This window comes from Pseudomonas sp. No.117 (genome assembly GCF_054558395.1).
This window is the reverse complement of record NZ_BAAJNP010000005.1, coordinates 330,490-349,353: the sequence shown is the minus strand read 5'-3', so window position 1 is coordinate 349,353 and position 18,864 is coordinate 330,490. Positions and strand designations below refer to the sequence as shown.

General features: G+C 65.7%; 19 protein-coding genes and 1 tRNA gene. 11 read left to right on the top strand and 9 right to left on the bottom strand.

The features are described from left to right. Position 1: 1 nt before the first annotated feature. Together ACYJP6_RS14410 and ACYJP6_RS14405 are read left to right on the top strand one after the other, a co-directional pair. Positions 2-805, top strand: coding sequence for an MOSC domain-containing protein (locus ACYJP6_RS14410; RefSeq protein ID WP_459475688.1), 804 nt, complete (start codon positions 2-4; stop codon positions 803-805). Beyond that, positions 802-1,692 (top strand): S66 peptidase family protein, encoded by an 891-nt coding sequence (locus ACYJP6_RS14405; RefSeq protein ID WP_459475686.1) that lies wholly within the window; start codon positions 802-804, stop codon positions 1,690-1,692. The genes ACYJP6_RS14410 and ACYJP6_RS14405 overlap by 4 nt, the downstream gene beginning before the upstream one ends. Here ACYJP6_RS14405 and ACYJP6_RS14400 read toward each other — a convergent pair. Beyond that, positions 1,689-3,569: a pyruvate kinase gene (locus ACYJP6_RS14400; protein ID WP_459475685.1), complete on the bottom strand. Its 1,881-nt coding sequence runs from the start codon at positions 3,567-3,569 to the stop codon at positions 1,689-1,691. The genes ACYJP6_RS14405 and ACYJP6_RS14400 overlap by 4 nt on opposite strands. Positions 3,570-3,781: 212 nt before the next feature. Between ACYJP6_RS14400 and nadA the strand changes: the two genes are divergently transcribed. Beyond that, positions 3,782-4,840, top strand: a complete 1,059-nt coding sequence (gene nadA, locus ACYJP6_RS14395; RefSeq protein WP_459475829.1) for a quinolinate synthase NadA — start codon at positions 3,782-3,784, stop codon at positions 4,838-4,840. Between the two features lie 17 nt (positions 4,841-4,857). Here nadA and ACYJP6_RS14390 read toward each other — a convergent pair whose 3' ends face one another. Beyond that, the gene (locus ACYJP6_RS14390; protein ID WP_459475684.1) at positions 4,858-6,297 is read right to left on the bottom strand and encodes a M48 family metalloprotease; all 1,440 of its coding nucleotides are present in this window, start codon (positions 6,295-6,297) and stop codon (positions 4,858-4,860) included. A gap of 96 nt (positions 6,298-6,393) precedes the next feature. On the opposite strand from ACYJP6_RS14390, the gene ACYJP6_RS14385 reads away from it, so the two are divergent. Next, the gene (locus ACYJP6_RS14385; protein ID WP_459475683.1) at positions 6,394-6,648 is read left to right on the top strand and encodes a sulfurtransferase TusA family protein; all 255 of its coding nucleotides are present in this window, start codon (positions 6,394-6,396) and stop codon (positions 6,646-6,648) included. Here the strand turns inward: ACYJP6_RS14385 and ACYJP6_RS14380 are convergent, their stop codons facing one another. After that, positions 6,649-7,122 (bottom strand): peroxiredoxin, encoded by a 474-nt coding sequence (locus ACYJP6_RS14380; protein ID WP_459475682.1) that lies wholly within the window; start codon positions 7,120-7,122, stop codon positions 6,649-6,651. A 27-nt stretch (positions 7,123-7,149) separates the two neighbouring features. Then, the gene (locus ACYJP6_RS14375; protein ID WP_007162770.1) at positions 7,150-7,710 is read right to left on the bottom strand and encodes a glycine cleavage system transcriptional repressor; all 561 of its coding nucleotides are present in this window, start codon (positions 7,708-7,710) and stop codon (positions 7,150-7,152) included. A gap of 152 nt (positions 7,711-7,862) precedes the next feature. Between ACYJP6_RS14375 and dapA the strand changes: the two genes are divergently transcribed. The 5 genes from dapA to ACYJP6_RS14350 all read left to right on the top strand — a co-directional run bounded on the left by dapA (position 7,863) and on the right by ACYJP6_RS14350 (position 11,678). Further along, complete coding sequence (dapA, locus tag ACYJP6_RS14370) at positions 7,863-8,741, top strand: 4-hydroxy-tetrahydrodipicolinate synthase (RefSeq protein WP_459475681.1); 879 nt, start codon at positions 7,863-7,865, stop codon at positions 8,739-8,741. Between the two features lie 14 nt (positions 8,742-8,755). After that, positions 8,756-9,940: an outer membrane protein assembly factor BamC gene (gene bamC / locus ACYJP6_RS14365; protein ID WP_459475680.1), complete on the top strand. Its 1,185-nt coding sequence runs from the start codon at positions 8,756-8,758 to the stop codon at positions 9,938-9,940. Continuing rightward, positions 9,879-10,637 (top strand): MBL fold metallo-hydrolase, encoded by a 759-nt coding sequence (locus tag ACYJP6_RS14360; RefSeq protein ID WP_145005967.1) that lies wholly within the window; start codon positions 9,879-9,881, stop codon positions 10,635-10,637. The genes bamC and ACYJP6_RS14360 overlap by 62 nt, the downstream gene beginning before the upstream one ends. A 160-nt stretch (positions 10,638-10,797) precedes the next feature. Then, positions 10,798-11,508: a phosphoribosylaminoimidazolesuccinocarboxamide synthase gene (gene purC / locus ACYJP6_RS14355; RefSeq protein ID WP_145005970.1), complete on the top strand. Its 711-nt coding sequence runs from the start codon at positions 10,798-10,800 to the stop codon at positions 11,506-11,508. 80 nt (positions 11,509-11,588) lie between these two features. Then, positions 11,589-11,678 (top strand) — tRNA-Ser (locus ACYJP6_RS14350). Positions 11,679-11,872: 194 nt separating this feature from the next. Here ACYJP6_RS14350 and ACYJP6_RS14345 read toward each other — a convergent pair. Then, positions 11,873-13,498 carry a methyl-accepting chemotaxis protein gene (locus ACYJP6_RS14345; RefSeq protein WP_459475679.1) on the bottom strand — a complete coding sequence of 542 codons (1,626 nt, stop codon included), beginning with the start codon at positions 13,496-13,498 and terminating at the stop codon, positions 11,873-11,875. A gap of 475 nt (positions 13,499-13,973) precedes the next feature. Continuing rightward, on the bottom strand, positions 13,974-14,273 hold the full coding sequence (locus ACYJP6_RS14340; protein WP_459475678.1) for a hypothetical protein: 300 nt from the start codon (positions 14,271-14,273) through the stop codon (positions 13,974-13,976). Between the two features lie 616 nt (positions 14,274-14,889). On the opposite strand from ACYJP6_RS14340, the gene ACYJP6_RS14335 reads away from it, so the two are divergent. Further along, positions 14,890-15,351 (top strand): hypothetical protein, encoded by a 462-nt coding sequence (locus ACYJP6_RS14335; RefSeq protein ID WP_459475677.1) that lies wholly within the window; start codon positions 14,890-14,892, stop codon positions 15,349-15,351. A gap of 27 nt (positions 15,352-15,378) precedes the next feature. On the opposite strand, the gene ACYJP6_RS14330 is transcribed toward ACYJP6_RS14335, so the two are convergent. Both ACYJP6_RS14330 and ACYJP6_RS14325 read right to left on the bottom strand, forming a co-directional pair. Continuing rightward, positions 15,379-15,507 carry a carbon storage regulator gene (locus ACYJP6_RS14330; RefSeq protein WP_459475676.1) on the bottom strand — a complete coding sequence of 43 codons (129 nt, stop codon included), beginning with the start codon at positions 15,505-15,507 and terminating at the stop codon, positions 15,379-15,381. 186 nt (positions 15,508-15,693) lie between these two features. Continuing rightward, positions 15,694-15,930, bottom strand: a complete 237-nt coding sequence (locus ACYJP6_RS14325; protein WP_459475675.1) for a hypothetical protein — start codon at positions 15,928-15,930, stop codon at positions 15,694-15,696. 258 nt (positions 15,931-16,188) lie between these two features. Between ACYJP6_RS14325 and ACYJP6_RS14320 the strand changes: the two genes are divergently transcribed. Further along, positions 16,189-17,757: a catalase gene (locus ACYJP6_RS14320; protein WP_459475673.1), complete on the top strand. Its 1,569-nt coding sequence runs from the start codon at positions 16,189-16,191 to the stop codon at positions 17,755-17,757. A 55-nt stretch (positions 17,758-17,812) separates the two neighbouring features. On the opposite strand, the gene rfbD is transcribed toward ACYJP6_RS14320, so the two are convergent. Further along, the gene (gene rfbD / locus ACYJP6_RS14315; protein WP_459475672.1) at positions 17,813-18,697 is read right to left on the bottom strand and encodes a dTDP-4-dehydrorhamnose reductase; all 885 of its coding nucleotides are present in this window, start codon (positions 18,695-18,697) and stop codon (positions 17,813-17,815) included. Positions 18,698-18,864 lie beyond the last annotated feature (167 nt).

The following is an 18,864-nucleotide window of genomic DNA, read 5'->3' as shown; positions in this document are numbered from 1 at the left end:
CATGTCGCACCTCAGTGCCCTCTATCGTTATCCGGTCAAGTCGACGGCCGTGGAATCCTTGCCCCGTGCCGCGGTGGATGCCCTGGGCCTGGTGGGGGATCGCCGCTGGATGGTGGTGGACGCCGACACCGGTCGCTTCCTGACCCTGCGTCAGCTGGCGAAGATGAACCACATCGAGGCCCGCTGGCTAAGCGAGGAGCGACTGCGCCTGAGCGCGCCGGGCCAGACCCCCATCGAGGTGGCAGTGCCGGATGCCGCCAGCGAACGCCTGGGCGTGACCATCTGGCGCGACACCCTGCAGGCGCCCGTCGCCGCCTCAGCCGATGCCTGGCTCAGTGACTTTCTCGGGCGCCGCTGCCGGCTGGTCCACATCGCCGAAAGCCATGCCCGCCAGATCAATACCGACTTCGCCGAACCCGGCCAGAAGGTGCATTTCGCCGACGGTTTTCCGCTGCTGCTGACCAGCGAGGCCTCCCTGGCCGATCTGGTGGCGCGGGTGGGCAAGCCGCTGGAGATGCTGCGCTTCCGGCCCAACCTGGTGGTCGAGGGTACGCCGGCCTATGCCGAGGACGGCTGGAAGCGCCTGCGTATCGGCACGGTGGACTTCGCCGTGGCCTGTCCCTGCGCCCGCTGCATCGTCACCACCCAGGATCCGCTGACCGGCGAGAAGGATCCCGATCGACAACCCCTCACCGCGCTGCGCGAATACCGCTTCGACGACAATCGCATGCTGTTCGGCATGAACGTCATCCCGCTGGGGCGTGGCGTCATCGAAGCCGGCATGCCGCTGGAGGTGCTGGAATGAACGCCCTGCGACGGGTAGCGCTGGTCAGCCCGGCGGGTGCGGTCAAGGCGGAGCTGGTGACGGCGGCGATGGAGCGGCTGCAGGCCGCCGGCATCGAGCCGGTGCTTGGCGAGCAGGCGCTCAAGCGACATCGTTACTTGGCCGGGACCGCCGAGGAACGGGCCGCGGACCTGCACTGGGCCTTCAGCCAGGCGGACGTGGATGCGGTCTGGTGCCTGCGTGGCGGGTACGGCTCGGCCCAGCTGCTGCCCTGGCTGGACTGGTCGCGACTGTCCAGCAGCAAGGGGCGGCCGCTGATCGGCTATTCCGATCTCACCGTCCTGCTGGAGGCCTTCCACCGTCGCGGCCTGACCGCCATCCACGGTCCTGGCGCCCTGGACTGGGGACGCCTGGATGAGGACCCCACGACCCAGGCCGCCCGCACCCGCTCGCTGGAGTCGGTGCGGGAACTCTGCGCTGGCGCGCGTCCGGCCTGGCAGCTGGAGCGCCTGGCCGGTCCGGCCCAGGTGCCGGCCGGCGAGCTGATCGGCGGCAACCTGACCACCCTGGCCAGCGTGGTCGGCACCGCCGCGGCGCTGCGCCCCCACGACGGCGCCATCCTCATGCTGGAAGACGTCGGCGAGCCCTACTACCGCCTGGAGCGCAGTCTCTGCCAGTTGCTCGGCAACCTGACCGAGCACCGCATCGGCGCGGTCTGCCTGGGCACCTTCACCGACTGCCCGCAGCGCAACGTCGAGCAGTCGCTGGAGGAGATCTTCGCCGAATGGCTGGCGCCGCGCGGCATCGCCCTCTATCGCGGCCTGCCCAGTGGTCATGGTCCGGAAAACCAGGCCTGGCCCTATGGCGCCCGGGTCCGCCTGGAGGCCGAGCGCCTGCAGGTGCTCTAGTGGCGAGCCTCGCCTGGGTCCGGCTGCGCCGGCCAGGGCGAGGCCAGTTCCAGCTTGCGCAGCATCTGGCGCTTCTTGCTGTTGTAGCCCTGCATCCGCACCAGCAATTCATCCAGGGTGGCCACCGCCTTTAGGATGTGCGGTCCCTTGTTGAGCATCACGCACTCGGCGCGGACCCCGGTGGCCGCATCGGTGATCTCGGCGCGCGAGGGCGAGCCCTTCTTGGCCAGGTTCTCCAGCACCTGGGTCGCCCAGATCACGGGCACATGGGCCGCCTCGCACAGGCAGAGGATGTCTTCCTGCAGGGCCGCCAGGCGCTCGAAGCCGCCTTCCACCGCCAGATCGCCGCGGGCGATCATGACGCCGAATTCCCCGCGCTGCATGCCGGCCAGCAGGAGTGCGGGAAGGTGGTCGAAGCCCCGGCGAGTCTCGATCTTCAGCACCACGCCCAGGTGATCCGCCTGCAGCCGTGCCAGCTCGGCGAGCAGCGCCCGGACATCCTCCGCGCTGTTCACGAAGGACATCTCGATGCCGTCGGCGTGCTCGGCGGCGAAGGCCAGGGCCGCCAGGTCCTGCTCGCCCAGGGCGGCAAGTCTCAGGGTGCTCTGGGGGAAGTTGATGCCCTTGTCGCCCTTGAGCTTGGCGCCGCCGGGTGCGTGGGTGATGCGTACCTGCAAGCCGTCCTGGTCGGCGTGCTCCACCACGCCGCCGATCTTGCCATCGTCGAACCAGAGCGGCTCGCCGCTCCGCACGTCGGCGAAGACCTGGGGGAGGGTGCAACCCAGGGTGGCCGGGGTCAGCAGGCGGCCGCCGCTGTCGTGGCTGGCGGGGCGCGCGGGGGACTGGTCGGCGGTCAGGGTGAGCAGCTCCCCTTCTGCCAGGCGCAGAGCGCCGGGTTGCGCGGGAAAGTCGCCAAGGCGGCTGTGCCGGCGGCGTCCGTCGCGCTCGACCGTCAGGCGCAGGCCAGGCGTGAAATAGGTGGTCTTGTGCAGCTCCACCCAGCAGCCTTTGCCGGTCACCTCGACGACCTTCAGCCGCCGCCTGGCCTGGCGCGTATCCACCAGCTGGATGACTTCGCCCTGGCGGAGGTCGCCGAGCCAGCGCTCGCCCACCTGGAAGGCCGCGCTCGCCGCGGCGGGCGCTGGTCGTGGTCGGCGCCGACCGGTCAGCCAGACCCGCGCCGGCTGGCGCACCCGGCCCTGGGCGTCCCGTTCGGGTTTCACCTTGCACACGGCTTCGCCCGGGGCGATGGGACCAGTGCGTAGCTTGGGCCCGGGCAGGTCCATGAAGACCTTGCACGGCCGGCCGACCTCCTCGCTGGCGCGACGCACGTGTTCGATCATCCGCGTCCAGAGGGCCGGCTCGTCGTGGGCACAGTTGATCCGTGCGCAATCCATGCGCGCCGCCACCAGGTCACGCACCAGCGAGTACCGCTCCGCCGCCTCGCGGGGCAGGGTCACCATGATACGGACCTCCCGCTCGCGTGGCGGGGCGCCGAACAGGGCGCGGGCATGGCGGGCCAGCGGATTGGTGGCCTTGGCTACCGCTGGTGGCGCCTGGGTACGACCCAGCAGCCGCTCCAGGGTGGCGAGGAGGGTCGCCACCGCAGGCAGCACCGCGGCCTCGGAGCGTCCCAGGGAGGAAAGACCCAATGCGGAAAGCCGCCGTTGCAACCCATGCAGGTCGTACTCGCGCAAGGCCAGGTAGGCGAGCAGGTTGTGGGCACTGGCGCGGTAGGCCGGATTGAGCGCCCGGCGTTCGAGGCGCGGGTCGGCGGCGGCCCGTTCCAGGGCGCCATGCAGCTTGCGCAGGTCGTCGAGCAGGGTGGTGAGGTCGGTAGTAGGGGAGTGGGCAGGTGAGGTCGAACGGGGCGGCACGAAAACTCTCCAGGAAGGCTGCCGGGCGAGACGCTCGCCGGCCTTCCTGTGTGGGACCCGCCGCCGCGCGAGAAGTGAAAAGCCAAGTGTTGCCAGACATTAGCGCCAGAGGGCCAGTCTTCAGCGCGGATCATCCTCGGTGACCATAGGGAGTCGCCGAGGATGCTGCTATGATTCGCCGCCTTGACGATCCTCGTTTTCAGGTACCCGCCATGGCGCAGATTTCCGAACGTCTCCTGGTCCAGGCCCATCTGGCCGCCAAGCAGCCCAAGGCGCTCGGGCCGGACGAGATCGCGGCCTACAAGACCGCCATCGCCCGCGAGCTCAAGGCGCAGAACGCGGTGCTGCTCGCCCACTACTACACCGATCCGCTGATCCAGGCCCTGGCCGAGGAAACCGGCGGCTGCGTCGCCGACTCCCTGGAGATGGCCCGTTTCGGCAATCGCCATCCGGCGTCCACGGTGGTGGTGGCCGGGGTCAAGTTCATGGGCGAGACGGCCAAGATCCTCAATCCGGAAAAGCGGGTGCTGATGCCCACCCTGGAAGCCACCTGCTCCTTGGACCTGGGCTGTCCGGTAGAGGAGTTCTCCGCCTTCTGCGACCAGCATCCCGAGCGCACCGTGGTGGTCTACGCCAACACCTCCGCGGCGGTGAAGGCACGGGCGGACTGGGTAGTGACCTCTGGCTGCGCCCTGGACATCGTCGAGCACCTGATGGACAACGACGAGCCCATCCTCTGGGCGCCCGACCGCCACCTGGGTCGCTACATCCAGCGCGAGACCGGGGCGGACATGCTGCTCTGGGAGGGCTCCTGCATCGTCCACGAGGAATTCAAGGCCAGCCAACTGGAGGACCTCAAGCGGCTGTACCCGGAAGCGGCCATCCTGGTGCATCCGGAGTCACCCGAGGCAGTGATCGAGCTGGCCGACCACGTCGGCTCCACCAGCCAGATGATCAAGGCCGCCCAGACCCTGCCCAACCGGCAGTTCATCGTCGCCACCGACCGCGGCATCTTCTACAAGATGCAGCAGGCCTGCCCGGACAAGGTCTTCATCGAGGCGCCCACTGCCGGCAACGGCGCCGCCTGCCGCAGTTGCGCCCACTGCCCGTGGATGGCGATGAATACCCTGGAGCGCACCCTCAACTGCCTGCTCGACGGCTCCGGCGAGGTACTGGTCGACCCGGCGCTCATCCCGAGGGCGGTCAAGCCGCTCAAGCGGATGCTCGACTTCACCCAGGCGCTGCAGCTGAAGGTCAAGGGCAACGCCTGAGGGCGCTGCCCAGGACGCTAGCGCAGGATCTCTTCGCTCAGCTTGCGCTGGGCGATCAGCTCCTGCTGGCGAGCGTCGATCCGCGCGGCCAGCTGGTAGTTGCTGGCCGCGCGCTGCTTGGCGAAGCCCAGCTGCTGGATGGCCTGGTTGTAGTCACCGGTGAGGGCGAAATACTCGGCGCGGGCCTGGTGCACGCCGACCAGATCGCCCGCCTGGCCGCGGATGTCGGCGGCCAGGTTCCACAGGTCCGGGTCGATCGGGCGCTGCTTGAGCAGCTTGTCCAGCAGTTGGCTGGCGTCCTTGGCCTTCTGGGTGCGATTGAGCATGTCCACCTGGGCCAGGGTGACGGCCAGGTCGCCCGGGTAGAGGTCCTGCAGGCGCTGCACACGCTTCTGGGCGTCCGGCAGGCGATTGGCGGTGATGTCCAGGTCGACCTGGGCCAAGTTGTAGCTGACGTCGTCGGGTGCCTTGCGCAGCAAGGGCGCCAGGGTGTCACGCGCCTCGTTGAGCTGGCCCTGGCGGGTCAGGCCCATGGCCAGGCCGTAACGGACGGGGTCGTTGTCCGGATTTTCCTGCAGCTGGGCTCGGTAGCGCTTCACCAGCAGGCCGGCGGTCTCCTCGAAATACATCTGGGTACGCACCTTCATCAGCTGGAAGCGCTTGCTGTCCTCGACGCCGCCCTTGGGAAAGCGCTCGGCGCGCGCCTGGGTATCGGCGATCCGGCTGTCGGTGACCGGGTGGGTCAGCAGGAATTCCGGCGGGGTACGGTCATAGCGATACTGGCGGGCGAGCCGGCCGAACATCTCCGGCATGGCCCGCGGATCGTAGCCGGCACGCTCCAGGTTGACGATGCCGACGCGGTCGGCCTCCTGCTCGTTGAGCCGGGAGAAGCGCAACTGGCTCTGGATGGCCGCCGCCTGGGTCGAGGCGATGGCGGCGATCCCGGCATCGCCACCACCCGCGGCGGCCGCCACGATTCCGGCGAGCAGGGCCGCCATCAGCGGCAACTGCATGCGTTGCTGGTTTTCCACGTTGCGGGCGAAGTGGCGCTGGATCAGGTGGCCCAGTTCGTGGGCCATGACCGCTGCGTACTCGGCTTCGGTTTCCGACTTGAGGAACAGCCCGCCGTTCACCCCGATGACGCCGCCAGGCGCAGCGAAGGCATTGATCTCGGGATCCTTGATCAGGATGAAGACCAGCCGGTGATCCTGCAGGTCGCTGGTTTCGGCCAGCTTGTAGACGGTCTGCTCGACGAACTGCTTGAGCTGCGGATCGTTGATGGTCGGTACCTGGCCGCGCAGCATGCTCAGCCAGGCACGGCCCATCTGAAACTCCTGCTCGGGCGAGACGATCGAAGAGCTGGCATCGCCCAGCGACGGCAGGTCGTTCGCGCCATGCGCCAGGAACGGCGTGGCGAGCAGCGCCAGGGACAGCAGGGCGGGGCGCAGGACTTTCATGAAATGACTCTTGGCCGCAAAGCCGTTACTTTAGCGGCCCCTCGTCCGAGTGCCTAGCGAGCGCGGGCACTGTCGTATCCCGTACCGGAGAATCCCATGGCCGATCTGAGCCAACCCTATACCGGCGCCGTCACCGCCCACCTCGATGCCAGCGGCCTGAGCTGCCCCATGCCGCTGCTCAAGGCCAAGCTCGAACTCAACCGGCTGGCCGCGGGCGAGGTGCTCGCCGTGGTGGCCACCGACGCCGGTTCCCAGCGGGACTTCCGCACCTTCGCCAAGCTGTCTGGCCATGCCCTGGTGGGCGAGGAAGTGTCCGGAGAGACCTTCCGCTACTGGCTGCGCAAGGCCTGATCAGGCCCCGTTCAGCGCCTGGGCGGCGGCCAGCACCTCGGCCGCATGGCCGGGGACCTTCACGCCGCGCCAGACCTGGCGTACCACGCCGTCGCGATCGATGAGGAAGGTGCTGCGGTCGACGCCGATGTATTCCTTGCCATAGAGCTTCTTCGGTTGCAGCACCGCGAAGAGGTTGCACAGCGTCTCGTCCTTGTCGCTGATCAGCTCGAAGGGAAAGCCCTGCTTGGCGCGGAAGTTCTCGTGGGTGCGCAGGCTGTCGCGGGAAATGCCCAGGATCTGGGTGTCGGCTGCCTGGAATTGCTCGTGCAGGTCGCGGAAGCCCTGGCCCTGGGTGGTGCAGCCGGGGGTATTGTCCTTCGGATAGAAGTACAGCACCGCCTGGCGTCCGCGCAGGCTGTCCGGTGAGACCTCGAGGCCGCTGGTGGCCTGGGCCTGGAAGGTCGGAAGCGGTTGATCGAGGGTCACGCTCATGGACAGCTCCTCTGGTCGGGTCGAGGTCTAGTTGCTCTGCGGGCGCCAGGGCTCGATCAGCGCATCGAGATTCAGGGCGTCGGCGAAATCGAGGAATTGGTCACGCAGCCAGCTGATCTGGGTGCCGGCCGGCAGGGTGACGGTGATGGTGGCGTTGAGCATGGTGCCGCCGGTCTGGGGCGCCTGGTAGGAATCGCAGACCAGGTTTTCCACCTCGATCTTGTGGTCGGCGAAGAACTGGCAGAGTTCGTTGAGGATGTCGGGGCGATAGGCGGCGCTGACATAGACGACGTACGGCAGGGCCTGCGGACGATTCTCCAGCGCCGCGCTGCGGGTCACGCCGACGGTGAAGCCGTGACGCTTGCCGAGGCCGGCGAGGCCACCTTCCAGGCGCGCGAGGCCATCCCAGTTGCCGGAGACCTGCAGGATCAACGCGCTGTATTCCCCGTGTCGGCTCAGGCGGCTGCTGACCACCGCGCAACGGTTGTCCATGCAGCTGCGGTAGAGCACATTGGTCAGCTCCATCGGATTGGCGCCCAGCGCACTGATGACGAGAAATTGTTCGCGAATCGGGGGGGTGGCGGACATTAGGGTTCCTGGCAGGGGAAGATACGACTGGCAAAGGCGAAAGGGTAGCGAAAAGCGCTCGCGGGGGGAATGCCCGTTGGGGGCGCGTTGCTTGTGCTGGCGCAGAGGCGTCAGTACCATTACCGCTCTCTTTTTCCGGCAGGAGCGGTTGCATGATTGCGGGGAGCATGGTGGCGCTGGTCACCCCTATGGACGCCCAGGGGCGTATCGACTGGGATAACCTGACCAAGCTGGTGGACTTCCATCTCGCCGAAGGCACCGACGCCATCGTTGCGGTGGGCACCTCGGGCGAATCCGCCACGGTGGACGTGGACGAGCACGTCGCCGTGATCCGTCATGTGGTCGAGCAGGTCAAGGGTCGCATCCCGGTGATCGCCGGCACCGGCGGCAATTCCACGCGCGAGGCCATCGACCTCACGCAAGCCGCCAAGGACGCCGGCGCCGACGCCTGCCTGCTGGTCGTGCCCTATTACAACAAGCCGACCCAGGAAGGCCTGTACCAGCACTTCCGCATGATCGCCGAAACCGTCGCCATCCCGCAGATCCTCTACAACGTGCCGGGGCGTACCGCCTGCGACATGCTGGCCGAGACCGTCGAGCGGCTGGCCAAGGTGCCGAACATCATCGGCATCAAGGAAGCCACCGGCGACCTGGCCCGCGCCCGCGACATCCTCTCCCGGGTCGGCAAGGACTTCCTGGTCTACTCCGGTGACGACGCCACCGCGGCCGAGCTCATGTTGCTGGGCGGCAAGGGCAACATCTCGGTGACCGCCAACGTCGCGCCACGCGCCATGAGCGACCTCTGCGCCGCCGCGATGAAGGGCGATGCCGACACCGCGCGGGCACTGAACGAAAAGCTGATGCCGCTGCACAAGAATCTGTTCATCGAATCGAACCCGATCCCGGTGAAGTGGGCCCTGCATGAAATGGGCATGATCGACGCCGGTATCCGCCTGCCGCTGACCTGGCTCAGCTCGCGCTGCCACGAAGTGGTACGTGAGGCCCTGCGTCAGGCAGGAGTGCTGGCGTGATTAGGAAGCAGTCGATGAAACGTGTTCTGGGTTTGACGACGCTGGGTCTGGCCGTGGCCACCGCCAGTGGCTGCAGCTGGGTGTGGGGCGAGCACGGGTATTTCCGTGATCGCGGCAACGACTACCTCGAATCCCGCGAGACGGGACCGATGCAGGTGCCGACCGATGTCAAGGCCAAGCCGCTGGACCCGCTGCTGCCGATCCCGGCCAACGTCGCCGACACCCAGAATCGCTCCTATGGCTTCGAGGTCCCGCGGCCCCAGGCGCTGAGCGTCCAGGGCGGTGGCAGCGAGCAGTACAGCGTGCAGCGCAGCGGCAATGCCCGCTGGTTGGCCGCGCAGAAGGTCCCGGCCAGCGTCTGGCCGGTGGCTCGCCAGTACCTGACCGACAACGGCTTCCGCATCGCCGAGGAGCGGCCGCAGACCGGTGAACTCATCACCGCCTGGCAATCGCCCACCGAACTGTCCACGCCGCTGGCCCGTAGCCTCAGCACCAATGGCCGCCTGCAACCGGGCAACGAGCTGCGCACCCGCGTACGCATCGAGCCGGGCGTGCAGTCCGGCAGCAGCGAAATCTTCGTTCAGACCCAGACCCGCAGCCAGGGCAGCAGCAGTGAGCCGTCCTGGTCGAGCAGCCAGAACAGCTCGGCCCTCGATGACGCTCTGCTGAATCAGGTTCTCGCCGGCCTGGATCGCAGCGAGGAGGGCAGTGGCTCCGTCTCCCTGCTCGCCGCCGGCGGCTACGACACCCCCGAACGCGTGACCTACGAGGTCGATGGCAGCGGGGTGCCCATGCTGGTGCTGGAAAGCGACCTGAACCGTGCCTGGTCCAGCGTCGGTCGCGCCATCGAAGGCGCGGACATCCGCGTCGACGACATGGATCGCAGCCTGGGCGTCTACTACGTCAACCTCGCCGAGGGCGCGCAGAAGCCCGAGGAGCGCAAGCCAGGCTTCTTCGGTCGCCTGTTCGGCAAGGGCGAGACCAAGGAAGAGGAAGACGCCCGGGCACGGCGCTTCCAGGTACGCCTCACTTCGGTGGGCAACGCCGTCCAGGTTACCCTGGACAAGACCATCAATACCGCAGCACCCCAGGATATCGCCGAAGGCGTGCTGAAAAAGCTTCAGACGAGCATGCAGTATGCGCTTCGCAATCCTGGGCAGCGGCAGTCGGGGCAACTCGACCCTGGTGCACAGCCATAACAGCTATGTCCTGATCGACTGCGGCTTCTCCCTGCGGGAAGCCGAACGTCGTCTGGCCCGGCTGGGCGTGGTACCTGCCCAGCTGGACGCCGTCCTGGTCACCCACGAGCATTCCGATCACGTGCAGGGCGTCGAGTTGCTGGCGCGCAAGCATGGCGTGCCGGTGTACTACAGCGCCGGCACTGGGCGCGGCCTGCGCAAGCCGGTCGCGGCCCAGGGGCTGCTGGTGGATGGCGAACGCCTGGTCCTGGACGCGCTGGAAGTGACCGTGGTGCAGGTATCCCATGACGCCTTGGAGCCGACGCAATTCGTCTTCGACGATGGCCGCAAGCGCCTGGGCGTGCTGACCGATCTCGGCGAGGCCACGCCCGGCGTGCTGACCCATTACCGCGGGCTCGATGCCCTGGTGATCGAGGCCAACCACGACAGCGCCATGCTCGCCTCGGGGCCCTATCCCTATCACCTCAAGGCGCGTGTCGGTGGGGTGCGGGGACATCTGAACAACCGCCAGGCGGCGGACCTGGTGCTGGAACTGGCTTGCCCAGGCCTGCAGCACCTGGTGCTCGCGCACCTGAGCGAAAAGAACAACAACCCCTGGCTGGCGCGCGCCTGTTTCACCAACGTTCTGGGCTGCGACGCGGATTGGCTGCACGTCGCCGATCAGCAACAGGGGCTGGAATGGCAGGCGATCGCCTAGGCGCGCCGGCTCGGCTTTTTCTTTGACGGCTAGGCTTCGCGGCACGGCCAAAAGATCCACGATCCTATGTAAACTGCGCTTCCCGGCTGTATTCGTCCCGAACCTGTCGTCCCCTTAGCGTTCGTCCACAGCCTGCAAGCCATTCGAACCGGAGTCCAAGATGGAAAAACGCGCAGAACTCTACCGCGGCAAGGCCAAGTCGGTATTCACCACCGACGATCCCGACCGCCTGGTCCTGTTGTTCCGCAACGACACCTCTGCCTTCGATGGCGAGCGCATCGAGCAGCTCGAGCGCAAGGGCATGGTGAACAACAAGTTCAACGCCTTCGTTATGCAGAAGCTGGAGGCCGCCGGTATTCCGACCCAGTTCGAGCAACTGCTGGGCGACAACGAGTGCTTGGTCAAGAAGCTCGAGATGATTCCGGTCGAGTGCGTGGTGCGCAACTTCGCCGCCGGCAGCCTGGTCCGCCGCCTGGGTGTGGAAGAGGGCCTGGAGCTGACCCCGCCGACTTTCGAACTCTTCCTGAAGAACGACGCCCTGCACGACCCCATGGTCAACGAAAGCCACGTCCAGGCCTTCGGCTGGGCCACGCTCGACCAGCTGGCCGAGATGAAGGCCCTGACCTTCCGTATCAACGACATCCTCAAGCAGCTGTTCGACGACGCCGGTCTGCTGCTGGTGGACTTCAAGCTGGAATTCGGTCTGTTCCACGGCAAGGTCGTGCTGGGCGACGAGTTCAGCCCGGACGGCAGCCGCCTGTGGGACAAGGCCACCCGCAAGAAAATGGACAAGGATCGCTTCCGCCAGGGTCTGGGCGGCGTGATCGAGGCCTACGAAGAGGTCGCCCAGCGCCTGGGCGTCCCGCTCTAAACGCAAGCCGCTGATACCAGAGCTTTTTTTGCAATTGCTTGTTCGCTTTTGCGCGCATCGCTGGTATCATGCGCCGCGTTGGAGAGATGCCGGAGTGGTCGAACGGGACGGATTCGAAATCCGTTGAGTCAGCAATGGCTCCTAGGGTTCAAATCCCTATCTCTCCGCCATATTGTGATTCGCGAAAGCCCCTGGAGCCTGAGGTTCCAGGGGCTTTTTCGTTTGTGGGCGGAGAGTGGAGCGTCCGGGGCGAGCGGCCGCTTCGCGCCAAGGATCGCCGAGTCGCGCCAGGTGCTGTCTGCTGAAAGGGATAGCACCTGGCGTCCTGGCCGGTTGACCAGGGCCGGAGGGCGAGGGGGGTGCGCTAGACCCGGAAGCGTCTGACCTGCCCGTTCAGTTCCACGGCCAGCTCGGAGAGCTGCTGGCTCGCGGAGCGCGTCTGCTCGGCGCCCGCGGCGGTCTGTACTGACAAGTCGCGGATGCGTACCAAGTTGCGGTCCACCTCACGGGCGACCTTCGCCTGTTCCTCGGCGGCACTGGCGATCAGCAGGTTACGCTCGTCGATGCCCGACACCGACTGGGCGATCGCGGCCAGGGCGGCGTTGGCCGACTGCGCCTGCTCGCGGGTCTGGCGCGCCTGATCGGCGCTGGTCAGCAAAGCATCGACGGTCTGGCCGGTGCCCTGCTGGATGCTGCCGATCATGCCTTCAATCTCGCGGGTGGATTCGCCGGTGCGGTGGGCGAGGGCGCGAACTTCATCGGCGACCACCGCGAAGCCACGACCGGCATCGCCGGCCCGCGCAGCTTCGATGGCGGCGTTGAGCGCCAGCAGGTTGGTCTGCTCGGCGACCGAACGGATGACGTCCAGCACCTGGCTGATGTTGCGGGTCTGCTCGGCCAGCTGGCGCGCCTGTTCGCTGGCGCCCAGCACGTTCTCGGTGAGCACCTCGATGGCGCCCAGGGTATCGCCCAGCTGCCGCTGGCCCTGGCGGGCGGTGTCCGCGGCCTGGCGCGATTCGGCCGAGGTGGAGGTGGCGTTGCCGGCCACCTCGTCCACCGCCTGGCTCATCTCGGTGACGGCGGTGGCCGCCATCTCGATCTCGCTGTTCTGCTGTTGCAGGCCTTTGGCGCTCTCCTGCATCACCGCGGTCATTTCTTCGGCGGCCGACGCCAACTGGGTGGCGGAATGGCCCAGGTGACCGAGGGTGTCGCGCAGGTTGGTCTGCATCTGCTGCATGGCCTGCAGCAACTGGGCGGCTTCGTCGTGACCCTGGGTATCCAGGGTCTGGGTCAGGTCACCGCTGGCGATGGTCTTGGCGGCGTTTACTGCCGCGGCGATGGGGCGAGTCAGGCTCAGGGTCAGGCGCCAGGCCAGCAGCAGGGTCAGGCCCAGGGCCAGGCCGATGGCGACCCAGGTGACGAAGGTGCCCTGGGCATAGGTGTGGTCGGACTGTTGGGATGCAGCCTGGATGTCTTCCTGATTGACCTTGCGCAGGACTTCCGTCTGATCGTTCATCTTGGGTCCGAGCTGGGCCATGTTGCTCTGGACGAAGCTCCGCGCCTCATCGAGTTTGCCTGCCCCGACCAATTCGGCCACCTGCTCGGTATCGCGGACATAATCGCGATGCACCTGCCGCAGGTTGTCGAAGGCCTGTCGCTCGCGATCCGAGTCGATCATCTTCTCGTAGCGACCGAAGCCGGCCTGCACCTCGGCATCGATCTCCTTGATCTTCTCGCGCGTGGCCGCAACGGTGGGCGCATCGGTCATGGCCAGCAGGCGCAGCACCTCGGTACGGGTACGGGCCAGCTGCAAGGCGAGGTTGTCGGCTTCGACGATGCTGGGCACGTTGTGGGTCTCGATCATGACGCCGTGGCTGCGCAGCTGCGACAGCTGCAGCAGGCCGAACAGGCCCAGGCTGACCACCAGTACGACCAGGAGGCCAAAACATGACAGCGTGCGGTTGGCTATGGACAGTGAGCGAAGTGACATGGCGAAAGGCTCTGGAGGAGGGATTCCAGGCTTTCGGCAGGCCGCTTCGTTTCTGGAGCAAACGTTTGGCGATTTACGTTGGTGCCAGACAATCCCGTTCCAGGAGTAGGGCGGTCTGGTGCTGCTTGGACCAGGATCTTTTTGGGCCAGGGGTGGCATTTTCCTCAGGTCGGGGGAGTGCTCGACAGCGAGAGGCGCTCAAGTGGAGCAGCGAAAGGGGGCGGGAGGCTGGAATGCGGAGCACCAGATCAGTTGGCCATAGGACGACTGGCAAGGGCCAAGGTGAACTGCCGTGCAACCTGAGCAAGGTAGACCTGCCGTAGGTGGCTACCGTAAGGTCGGCGGAGTACCGAACACTCCGCTCGATTACTCGCCCGCTGAAGATATGGCCGCAAGGACGCACGCGGCCTCGCCCTTTCCCCGAGAGCGCCCTGTACGGGACGAGGTCTCCTCTGGGTATACCGGTCCTGGCTCGCTAGGTGGCCTTGCTTGCCCGGTTATCGCGGGCGTTGGTGTCTGCTGGCGTAGTGGTGGGTGGCGTGTCGGTAGCGACGTTCTCTTGCCCGGCGAATTCCTGTAGCCGCCGGTAATGGGTCAGCCAGAAGCCCAGCTCCAGGATCAGGGTTTTGCGCTCCAGCGAGGTAAGGGTCTCCAGGCCCTGGCGGATGGCTCTATCGGCGTAGTCGATGGCTGCCAACTGTCCTGTCGTGCGGGCAGGGCAGTTCCTGATGGCGTAACGCAGCGCCTCTCTATAGTCGCTCTCCAGACCAGGCATGACGAATCCTTAAACAGGTAAGAGTTGTAATGGATGGTCCTGCACGTGGCGCTGCTCCAGAGGTCATTGCCCTCGGTTTTCATCAACGTGAGTAACTCGGCGCTTATAGTTGCTAGCGCCGCCACGCTTTGAACAGTGCAAGATCGAGTTGCACTAAAATCCCTCTCGAAGTTGCTCAAGCTCCTGTAATCGCTAGGCTTTCTGCACCTGGCAACCACCCGGATTGGCTGAATATAGTCGAGTTGAATTGCGCTCAACCGGCTTTTAATCACGGCCTGATCGGCGGTAGCAGAACTTGTACGCAACTTGTATCTCGCTCTAGGCCGGCTGTTTCCCTACGAATAGGGCGGCTAATAGAACCCCGGTGGGCAGCGCCATACCTGTATGGAAGTTGGACGAAGCCGCGGCTATTGGGTCGGCTCGCGCAGCGATGCGCCTGCCGCTGGGCGCCGTCGAGCGGTAGTACCGGAGGCCTGTGAATGGCTGGACGCGTCGGGTAAATGGAGCGATGCTGGAAACGTACGCCCCAGAGCGTACGACCATCCTCTGGCCTGACCAAGAGGCGCGACCAGGGGGATGGGGCTTCGGCACATAACAATAAAAGAGGAGTCGAGCGATGCTCTATAAGGTCAGCGTGTATTCAAGGCCTGAAGATCGTGGGCTACTGGTCTGGCGGTGGAAGAAGCAGTTTCTCGGTGAGTGGGTGGAATCGCGGCAGGAGTTCGAAGACTGCGATCACTGCGTGCATCACGCCCTGCAGGATGCCAAGGGCCAACGCATCCATCTCGAAACCGATCGTTGCACCCTCTACCGCTATCGCTTCGAAAGCATGCTCCACCAATACGGGAGTTGCTATTGCCTCAGCGGTGGACGATCGGCCGAGGCGGTGCTGGATCTCATCGCGCAGATCGAAGAACGCCACAACGTCATCGTCCTGCGTGACGGACAACCCTTCTTCGCCCACTACCGAGCGGATCTGCAAGCCGAAGGGACCCTGTCACCCGAACTCTGGCAGGGCGTGGAATGGCAAGGCCTGGAAGGGCGCTTCGAGTACGTGCGCAACCGCAAGCTGCCGTGAGCCCGGTCATCGCTGGCGACGTAGTGGTTAGAAGGGCAGCAGCTCCTGCCGCATGATGTTGATGTCGGCGGGGGCCTGGATGCCCACCTGCACCCGATCGCCTTGCAGCTTGACGATGCGGATATTGATACCACCGTTGAACAGCTGATCGAGCACCTATTCTTCATTGGCGCCCGGCTTGAGCGATAGATTGATGACTTCGTCGGGGCGACGCGTCAGGACCAGATAAGACATGAGCATCCCTGCCATGATTTCAGGACTGGCATAGTAGCCAGTCCGGCCGCCTGTGAGAACCAGTAGGCATATTTTTTGGCCAGGCGCGGACCCGCTGCGCCCTATGCCTCAGCGGCGTCCGAGCTGCCAGCGTCGTCCGACGAAGCCCACCGCCGCCGCCAGTACCGTCAGCAGATTGATCGTGTTGGTCGGGCCACTGCCGTGGTAGCCCGCCACCACGGCGACCAGGGTCGCCACCGCCCACACGCAGATGGCTGCCGCAACGGCAGCGGCCATCTCGTTGAAATCCGCCGCCCGCCCGGGTTTGGCGAGGGGGTTCGAATCGCTTTCGTAATCTTGTGACATGGGGGGCTCCGGCAGGCGTTCTTGTTTGAGTATTGCCGTGAAGGGTATCGACCGTCGATGAAGAGTCTGGATGAGGTCGATAGCGCGATCATCGATTTTTTCCGCCCAACGGACAAGAGGTACCAGCTAGAGCTACGGATGGTCAGCGCAAGCGGCTGATCCGCCGTTTCGTTGGCGCGCAGCTCGTCCGGCACAGGAAAACGGCGTCAGGCAGGGCCGGTCACTGCTGTGTTCGACGTGAACAGCCTGGAGACCACCATGAGCGACGACAAGATCACTCTCACGACCCGCCAAGGCCATCCGGTACGGGACAATCAAAGCCTGCGCAGTGTGGGAGAGCGGGGCCCGGCGACGCTGGAAAACTACCAATTCATCGAGAAGATCACCCACTTCGACCGCGAGCGGATACCCGAGCGGGTGGTGCATGCCCGAGGCACCGCCGCCCATGGCTGGTTCGAGGCCTATGGCACCATCGGCGATGAACCGGCCAGTCGCTATACCTGCGCCAAGGTGCTGACCAAGACGGGCGTGAAGACGCCGGTCTTCCTGCGATTTTCCACGGTCATCGGCGCCAAGGAATCACCGGAAACCGCGCGCGATCCCCGTGGCTTCGCCATCAAGTTCTATACCGAGGACGGCAACTGGGACCTGGTGGGCAACAACCTGAAGGTGTTCTTCATCCGCGACGCCATCAAGTTTCCGGACATGATCCACGCCTTCAAGCCCGATCCCATCACCAACCGCCAGGAGCCCTGGCGCTTCTACGACTTCGTCCAGCATCACCCCGAAGCCTTGCACATGGTGACCTGGGTGAAGAGCCCCTGGGGCATCCCCGCGGACTACCGGCACATGCAGGGATCCAGCGTGAACACCTACAAGCTGGTCAACGACCAGGGCGTCGCCGTGCTGTGCAAGTTCTCCTTCGAGCCCAAGCAGGGCATCAAGAATCTCACCAGCGAGCAGGCAGCCGAGATCCAGAAGTACGACGTGGGCCATGCCACCCGTGATCTCTACGAGGCCATCGACCGAGGCGACTATCCCGAGTGGGAGATGTGCGTGCAGATCATGACGGACGAGGCGCACGACGAGTTGCCCTTCGATCCCCTCGACGACACCAAGCGCTGGCCCGAGGATCAGTTTCCCCTGCTGCCGGTGGGCCGGCTGGTGCTGGATCGCAATCCCTCGAACGTCTTTGCCGAAACCGAACAGGCGGCCTTCGGTACTGGGGTACTGGTGGAGGGGATCGACTTCTCCGACGACAAGATGCTGCAGGGGCGCACCCTTTCCTATTCCGATACCCAGCGTTACCGGGTCGGGGCCAATTACCTGCAGCTGCCGATCAATGCGCCCCGCTGTCCCTATGCCACCAACCAGCGCGATGGCCAGATGGCCCTGCAGGTGGACCGCAGTGGTAGCAATCCCCATGTGAACTACGAGCCGAGCTCCCAGGGCGGCCTGAGCGAGGCGCCGCGGCCGCAGCATGAATATCGGCAATGGATCGAAGGGCACCTGGGGCGTTATCAGTCGCGCAAGACCGCCGCGGACTATCAGCAGACCGGCGCGCGTTATCGCTCCTTCGAGGCATGGGAGCGGGACGACCTCATCGCCAACCTCGTCGCCGACCTACGGGCCTGTCCCGAAGACATCCAGCTGCGGATGGTCTGGCACTTCTGGCACTGCGATCCGGACTACGGCACGCGCGTGGCGGTAGGCGCCGGCATCGACCTGGAGAAGGCCAAGGCCTTGCCGAATCTGCCAGGGCATCCTGCGCCCAACGAGGACGTGGCGGTATCCACCTACCAGGGCGGCGAACGGGAAACCCGCTAAGCGAGCGAGCCAACGCCAGCCCTGGTGAAGATCTCCGCCAGGGCTGGCGCCGCGATCAATGCAGCCATTCGCTGCGCTCGAACAGCGCCCAGCAGCGTTCGAAGTCTGCCTGCCAGTCGGGCAGGGCGGCCGGTAGCACTGCCGCGACCTTGCTGCAGTCGAGACAGGAAAAGCGCGGCCGCGTGGCGGGGGTGGGGTAGTTGTCGGTCGTGGTGGGATAGAGGCGGGCGCGCAACTCGCCTCGACGCTCCAGGCGCTCGGCGATGGCGGCGGCGAAGCCATGCCAGGACGTCTGGCCCGCATTAGTCAGATGATAGAGGCCACCGACGTCGCCTCGCTGCAGCAGTCGCTCGACCAGTTGGCGAGTCGCCGCGGCGATGGTTGGGGCCCAGGTAGGGGCACCGCGCTGATCGTCCACCACATGCAACTCGTCGCGCTCGGCCAGCAGGCGGCGCATGGTGTTGAAAAAGCACTGGCCGTCGTGGGAATAGACCCAGGAGGTACGCAGGACCAGGGCGCGTCCACCGGCCGCCAGCACGGCCTGTTCACCCGCCAGCTTGGAGCGGCCGTAGACGCTCAGGGGGGCGGGATCACAGTGTTCGGTATAGGGGCGGTCAGCGCTGCCGTCGAAGACGTAGTCGGACGAATAGTGCACGAAGGGAATATCCCGCTCGCGTGCCAGTTCGGCCAGTATTCCGGGCGCTTCGGCGTTGATGGCAAAAGCGCGCTCGCGGTCTTCCTCCGCTTGGTCCACAGCGGTATAGGCCGCGGCGTTGATGATGAGGTCGGGCGTTAGCCGCGCGAAGGCGGCGCGCAGCCGCCCGGTCTGGGCGAGGTCCAGTTCCGCCTGCCCGAGAATGGTCAATTGATGGGTGCTGCCGAGCTCGCGCTGCAAGGCGCGCGAAACCTGGCCGGAACGGCCAGTGATCACAATATTCATGAAACCATGCCTGAACGCCTTCGAGCGAAGGCGCACGTTCTGAACGTCGATTCCTGAAAAGCCGTGGCTTTTCCCGCACGAAACACCGCCTGCCGCCTCTGGCGACAACTCGGGTTTCCGGTCCTCTTTCCTGAGGAAAGAGGTCAGCCGCTGGCTATGGCGGAGTG

Excerpts from the sequence above, each read along its gene's own strand:
- ACYJP6_RS14410 (WP_459475688.1), top strand. The coding sequence starts at position 2 with ATGTCGCACCTCAGTGCCCTCTATCGTTATCCGGTCAAGTCGACGGCC.
- ACYJP6_RS14405 (WP_459475686.1), top strand. The coding sequence starts at position 802 with ATGAACGCCCTGCGACGGGTAGCGCTGGTCAGCCCGGCGGGTGCGGTC.
- nadA (WP_459475829.1), top strand. The coding sequence starts at position 3,782 with ATGGCGCAGATTTCCGAACGTCTCCTGGTCCAGGCCCATCTGGCCGCC.
- ACYJP6_RS14390 (WP_459475684.1), bottom strand. The coding sequence starts at position 6,297 with ATGAAAGTCCTGCGCCCCGCCCTGCTGTCCCTGGCGCTGCTCGCCACG.
- ACYJP6_RS14385 (WP_459475683.1), top strand. The coding sequence starts at position 6,394 with ATGGCCGATCTGAGCCAACCCTATACCGGCGCCGTCACCGCCCACCTC.
- ACYJP6_RS14380 (WP_459475682.1), bottom strand. The coding sequence starts at position 7,122 with ATGAGCGTGACCCTCGATCAACCGCTTCCGACCTTCCAGGCCCAGGCC.
- ACYJP6_RS14375 (WP_007162770.1), bottom strand. The coding sequence starts at position 7,710 with ATGTCCGCCACCCCCCCGATTCGCGAACAATTTCTCGTCATCAGTGCG.
- dapA (WP_459475681.1), top strand. The coding sequence starts at position 7,863 with ATGATTGCGGGGAGCATGGTGGCGCTGGTCACCCCTATGGACGCCCAG.
- bamC (WP_459475680.1), top strand. The coding sequence starts at position 8,756 with ATGAAACGTGTTCTGGGTTTGACGACGCTGGGTCTGGCCGTGGCCACC.
- ACYJP6_RS14360 (WP_145005967.1), top strand. The coding sequence starts at position 9,879 with ATGCGCTTCGCAATCCTGGGCAGCGGCAGTCGGGGCAACTCGACCCTG.
- purC (WP_145005970.1), top strand. The coding sequence starts at position 10,798 with ATGGAAAAACGCGCAGAACTCTACCGCGGCAAGGCCAAGTCGGTATTC.
- ACYJP6_RS14345 (WP_459475679.1), bottom strand. The coding sequence starts at position 13,498 with ATGTCACTTCGCTCACTGTCCATAGCCAACCGCACGCTGTCATGTTTT.
- ACYJP6_RS14340 (WP_459475678.1), bottom strand. The coding sequence starts at position 14,273 with ATGCCTGGTCTGGAGAGCGACTATAGAGAGGCGCTGCGTTACGCCATC.
- ACYJP6_RS14335 (WP_459475677.1), top strand. The coding sequence starts at position 14,890 with ATGCTCTATAAGGTCAGCGTGTATTCAAGGCCTGAAGATCGTGGGCTA.
- ACYJP6_RS14325 (WP_459475675.1), bottom strand. The coding sequence starts at position 15,930 with ATGTCACAAGATTACGAAAGCGATTCGAACCCCCTCGCCAAACCCGGG.
- ACYJP6_RS14320 (WP_459475673.1), top strand. The coding sequence starts at position 16,189 with ATGAGCGACGACAAGATCACTCTCACGACCCGCCAAGGCCATCCGGTA.
- rfbD (WP_459475672.1), bottom strand. The coding sequence starts at position 18,697 with ATGAATATTGTGATCACTGGCCGTTCCGGCCAGGTTTCGCGCGCCTTG.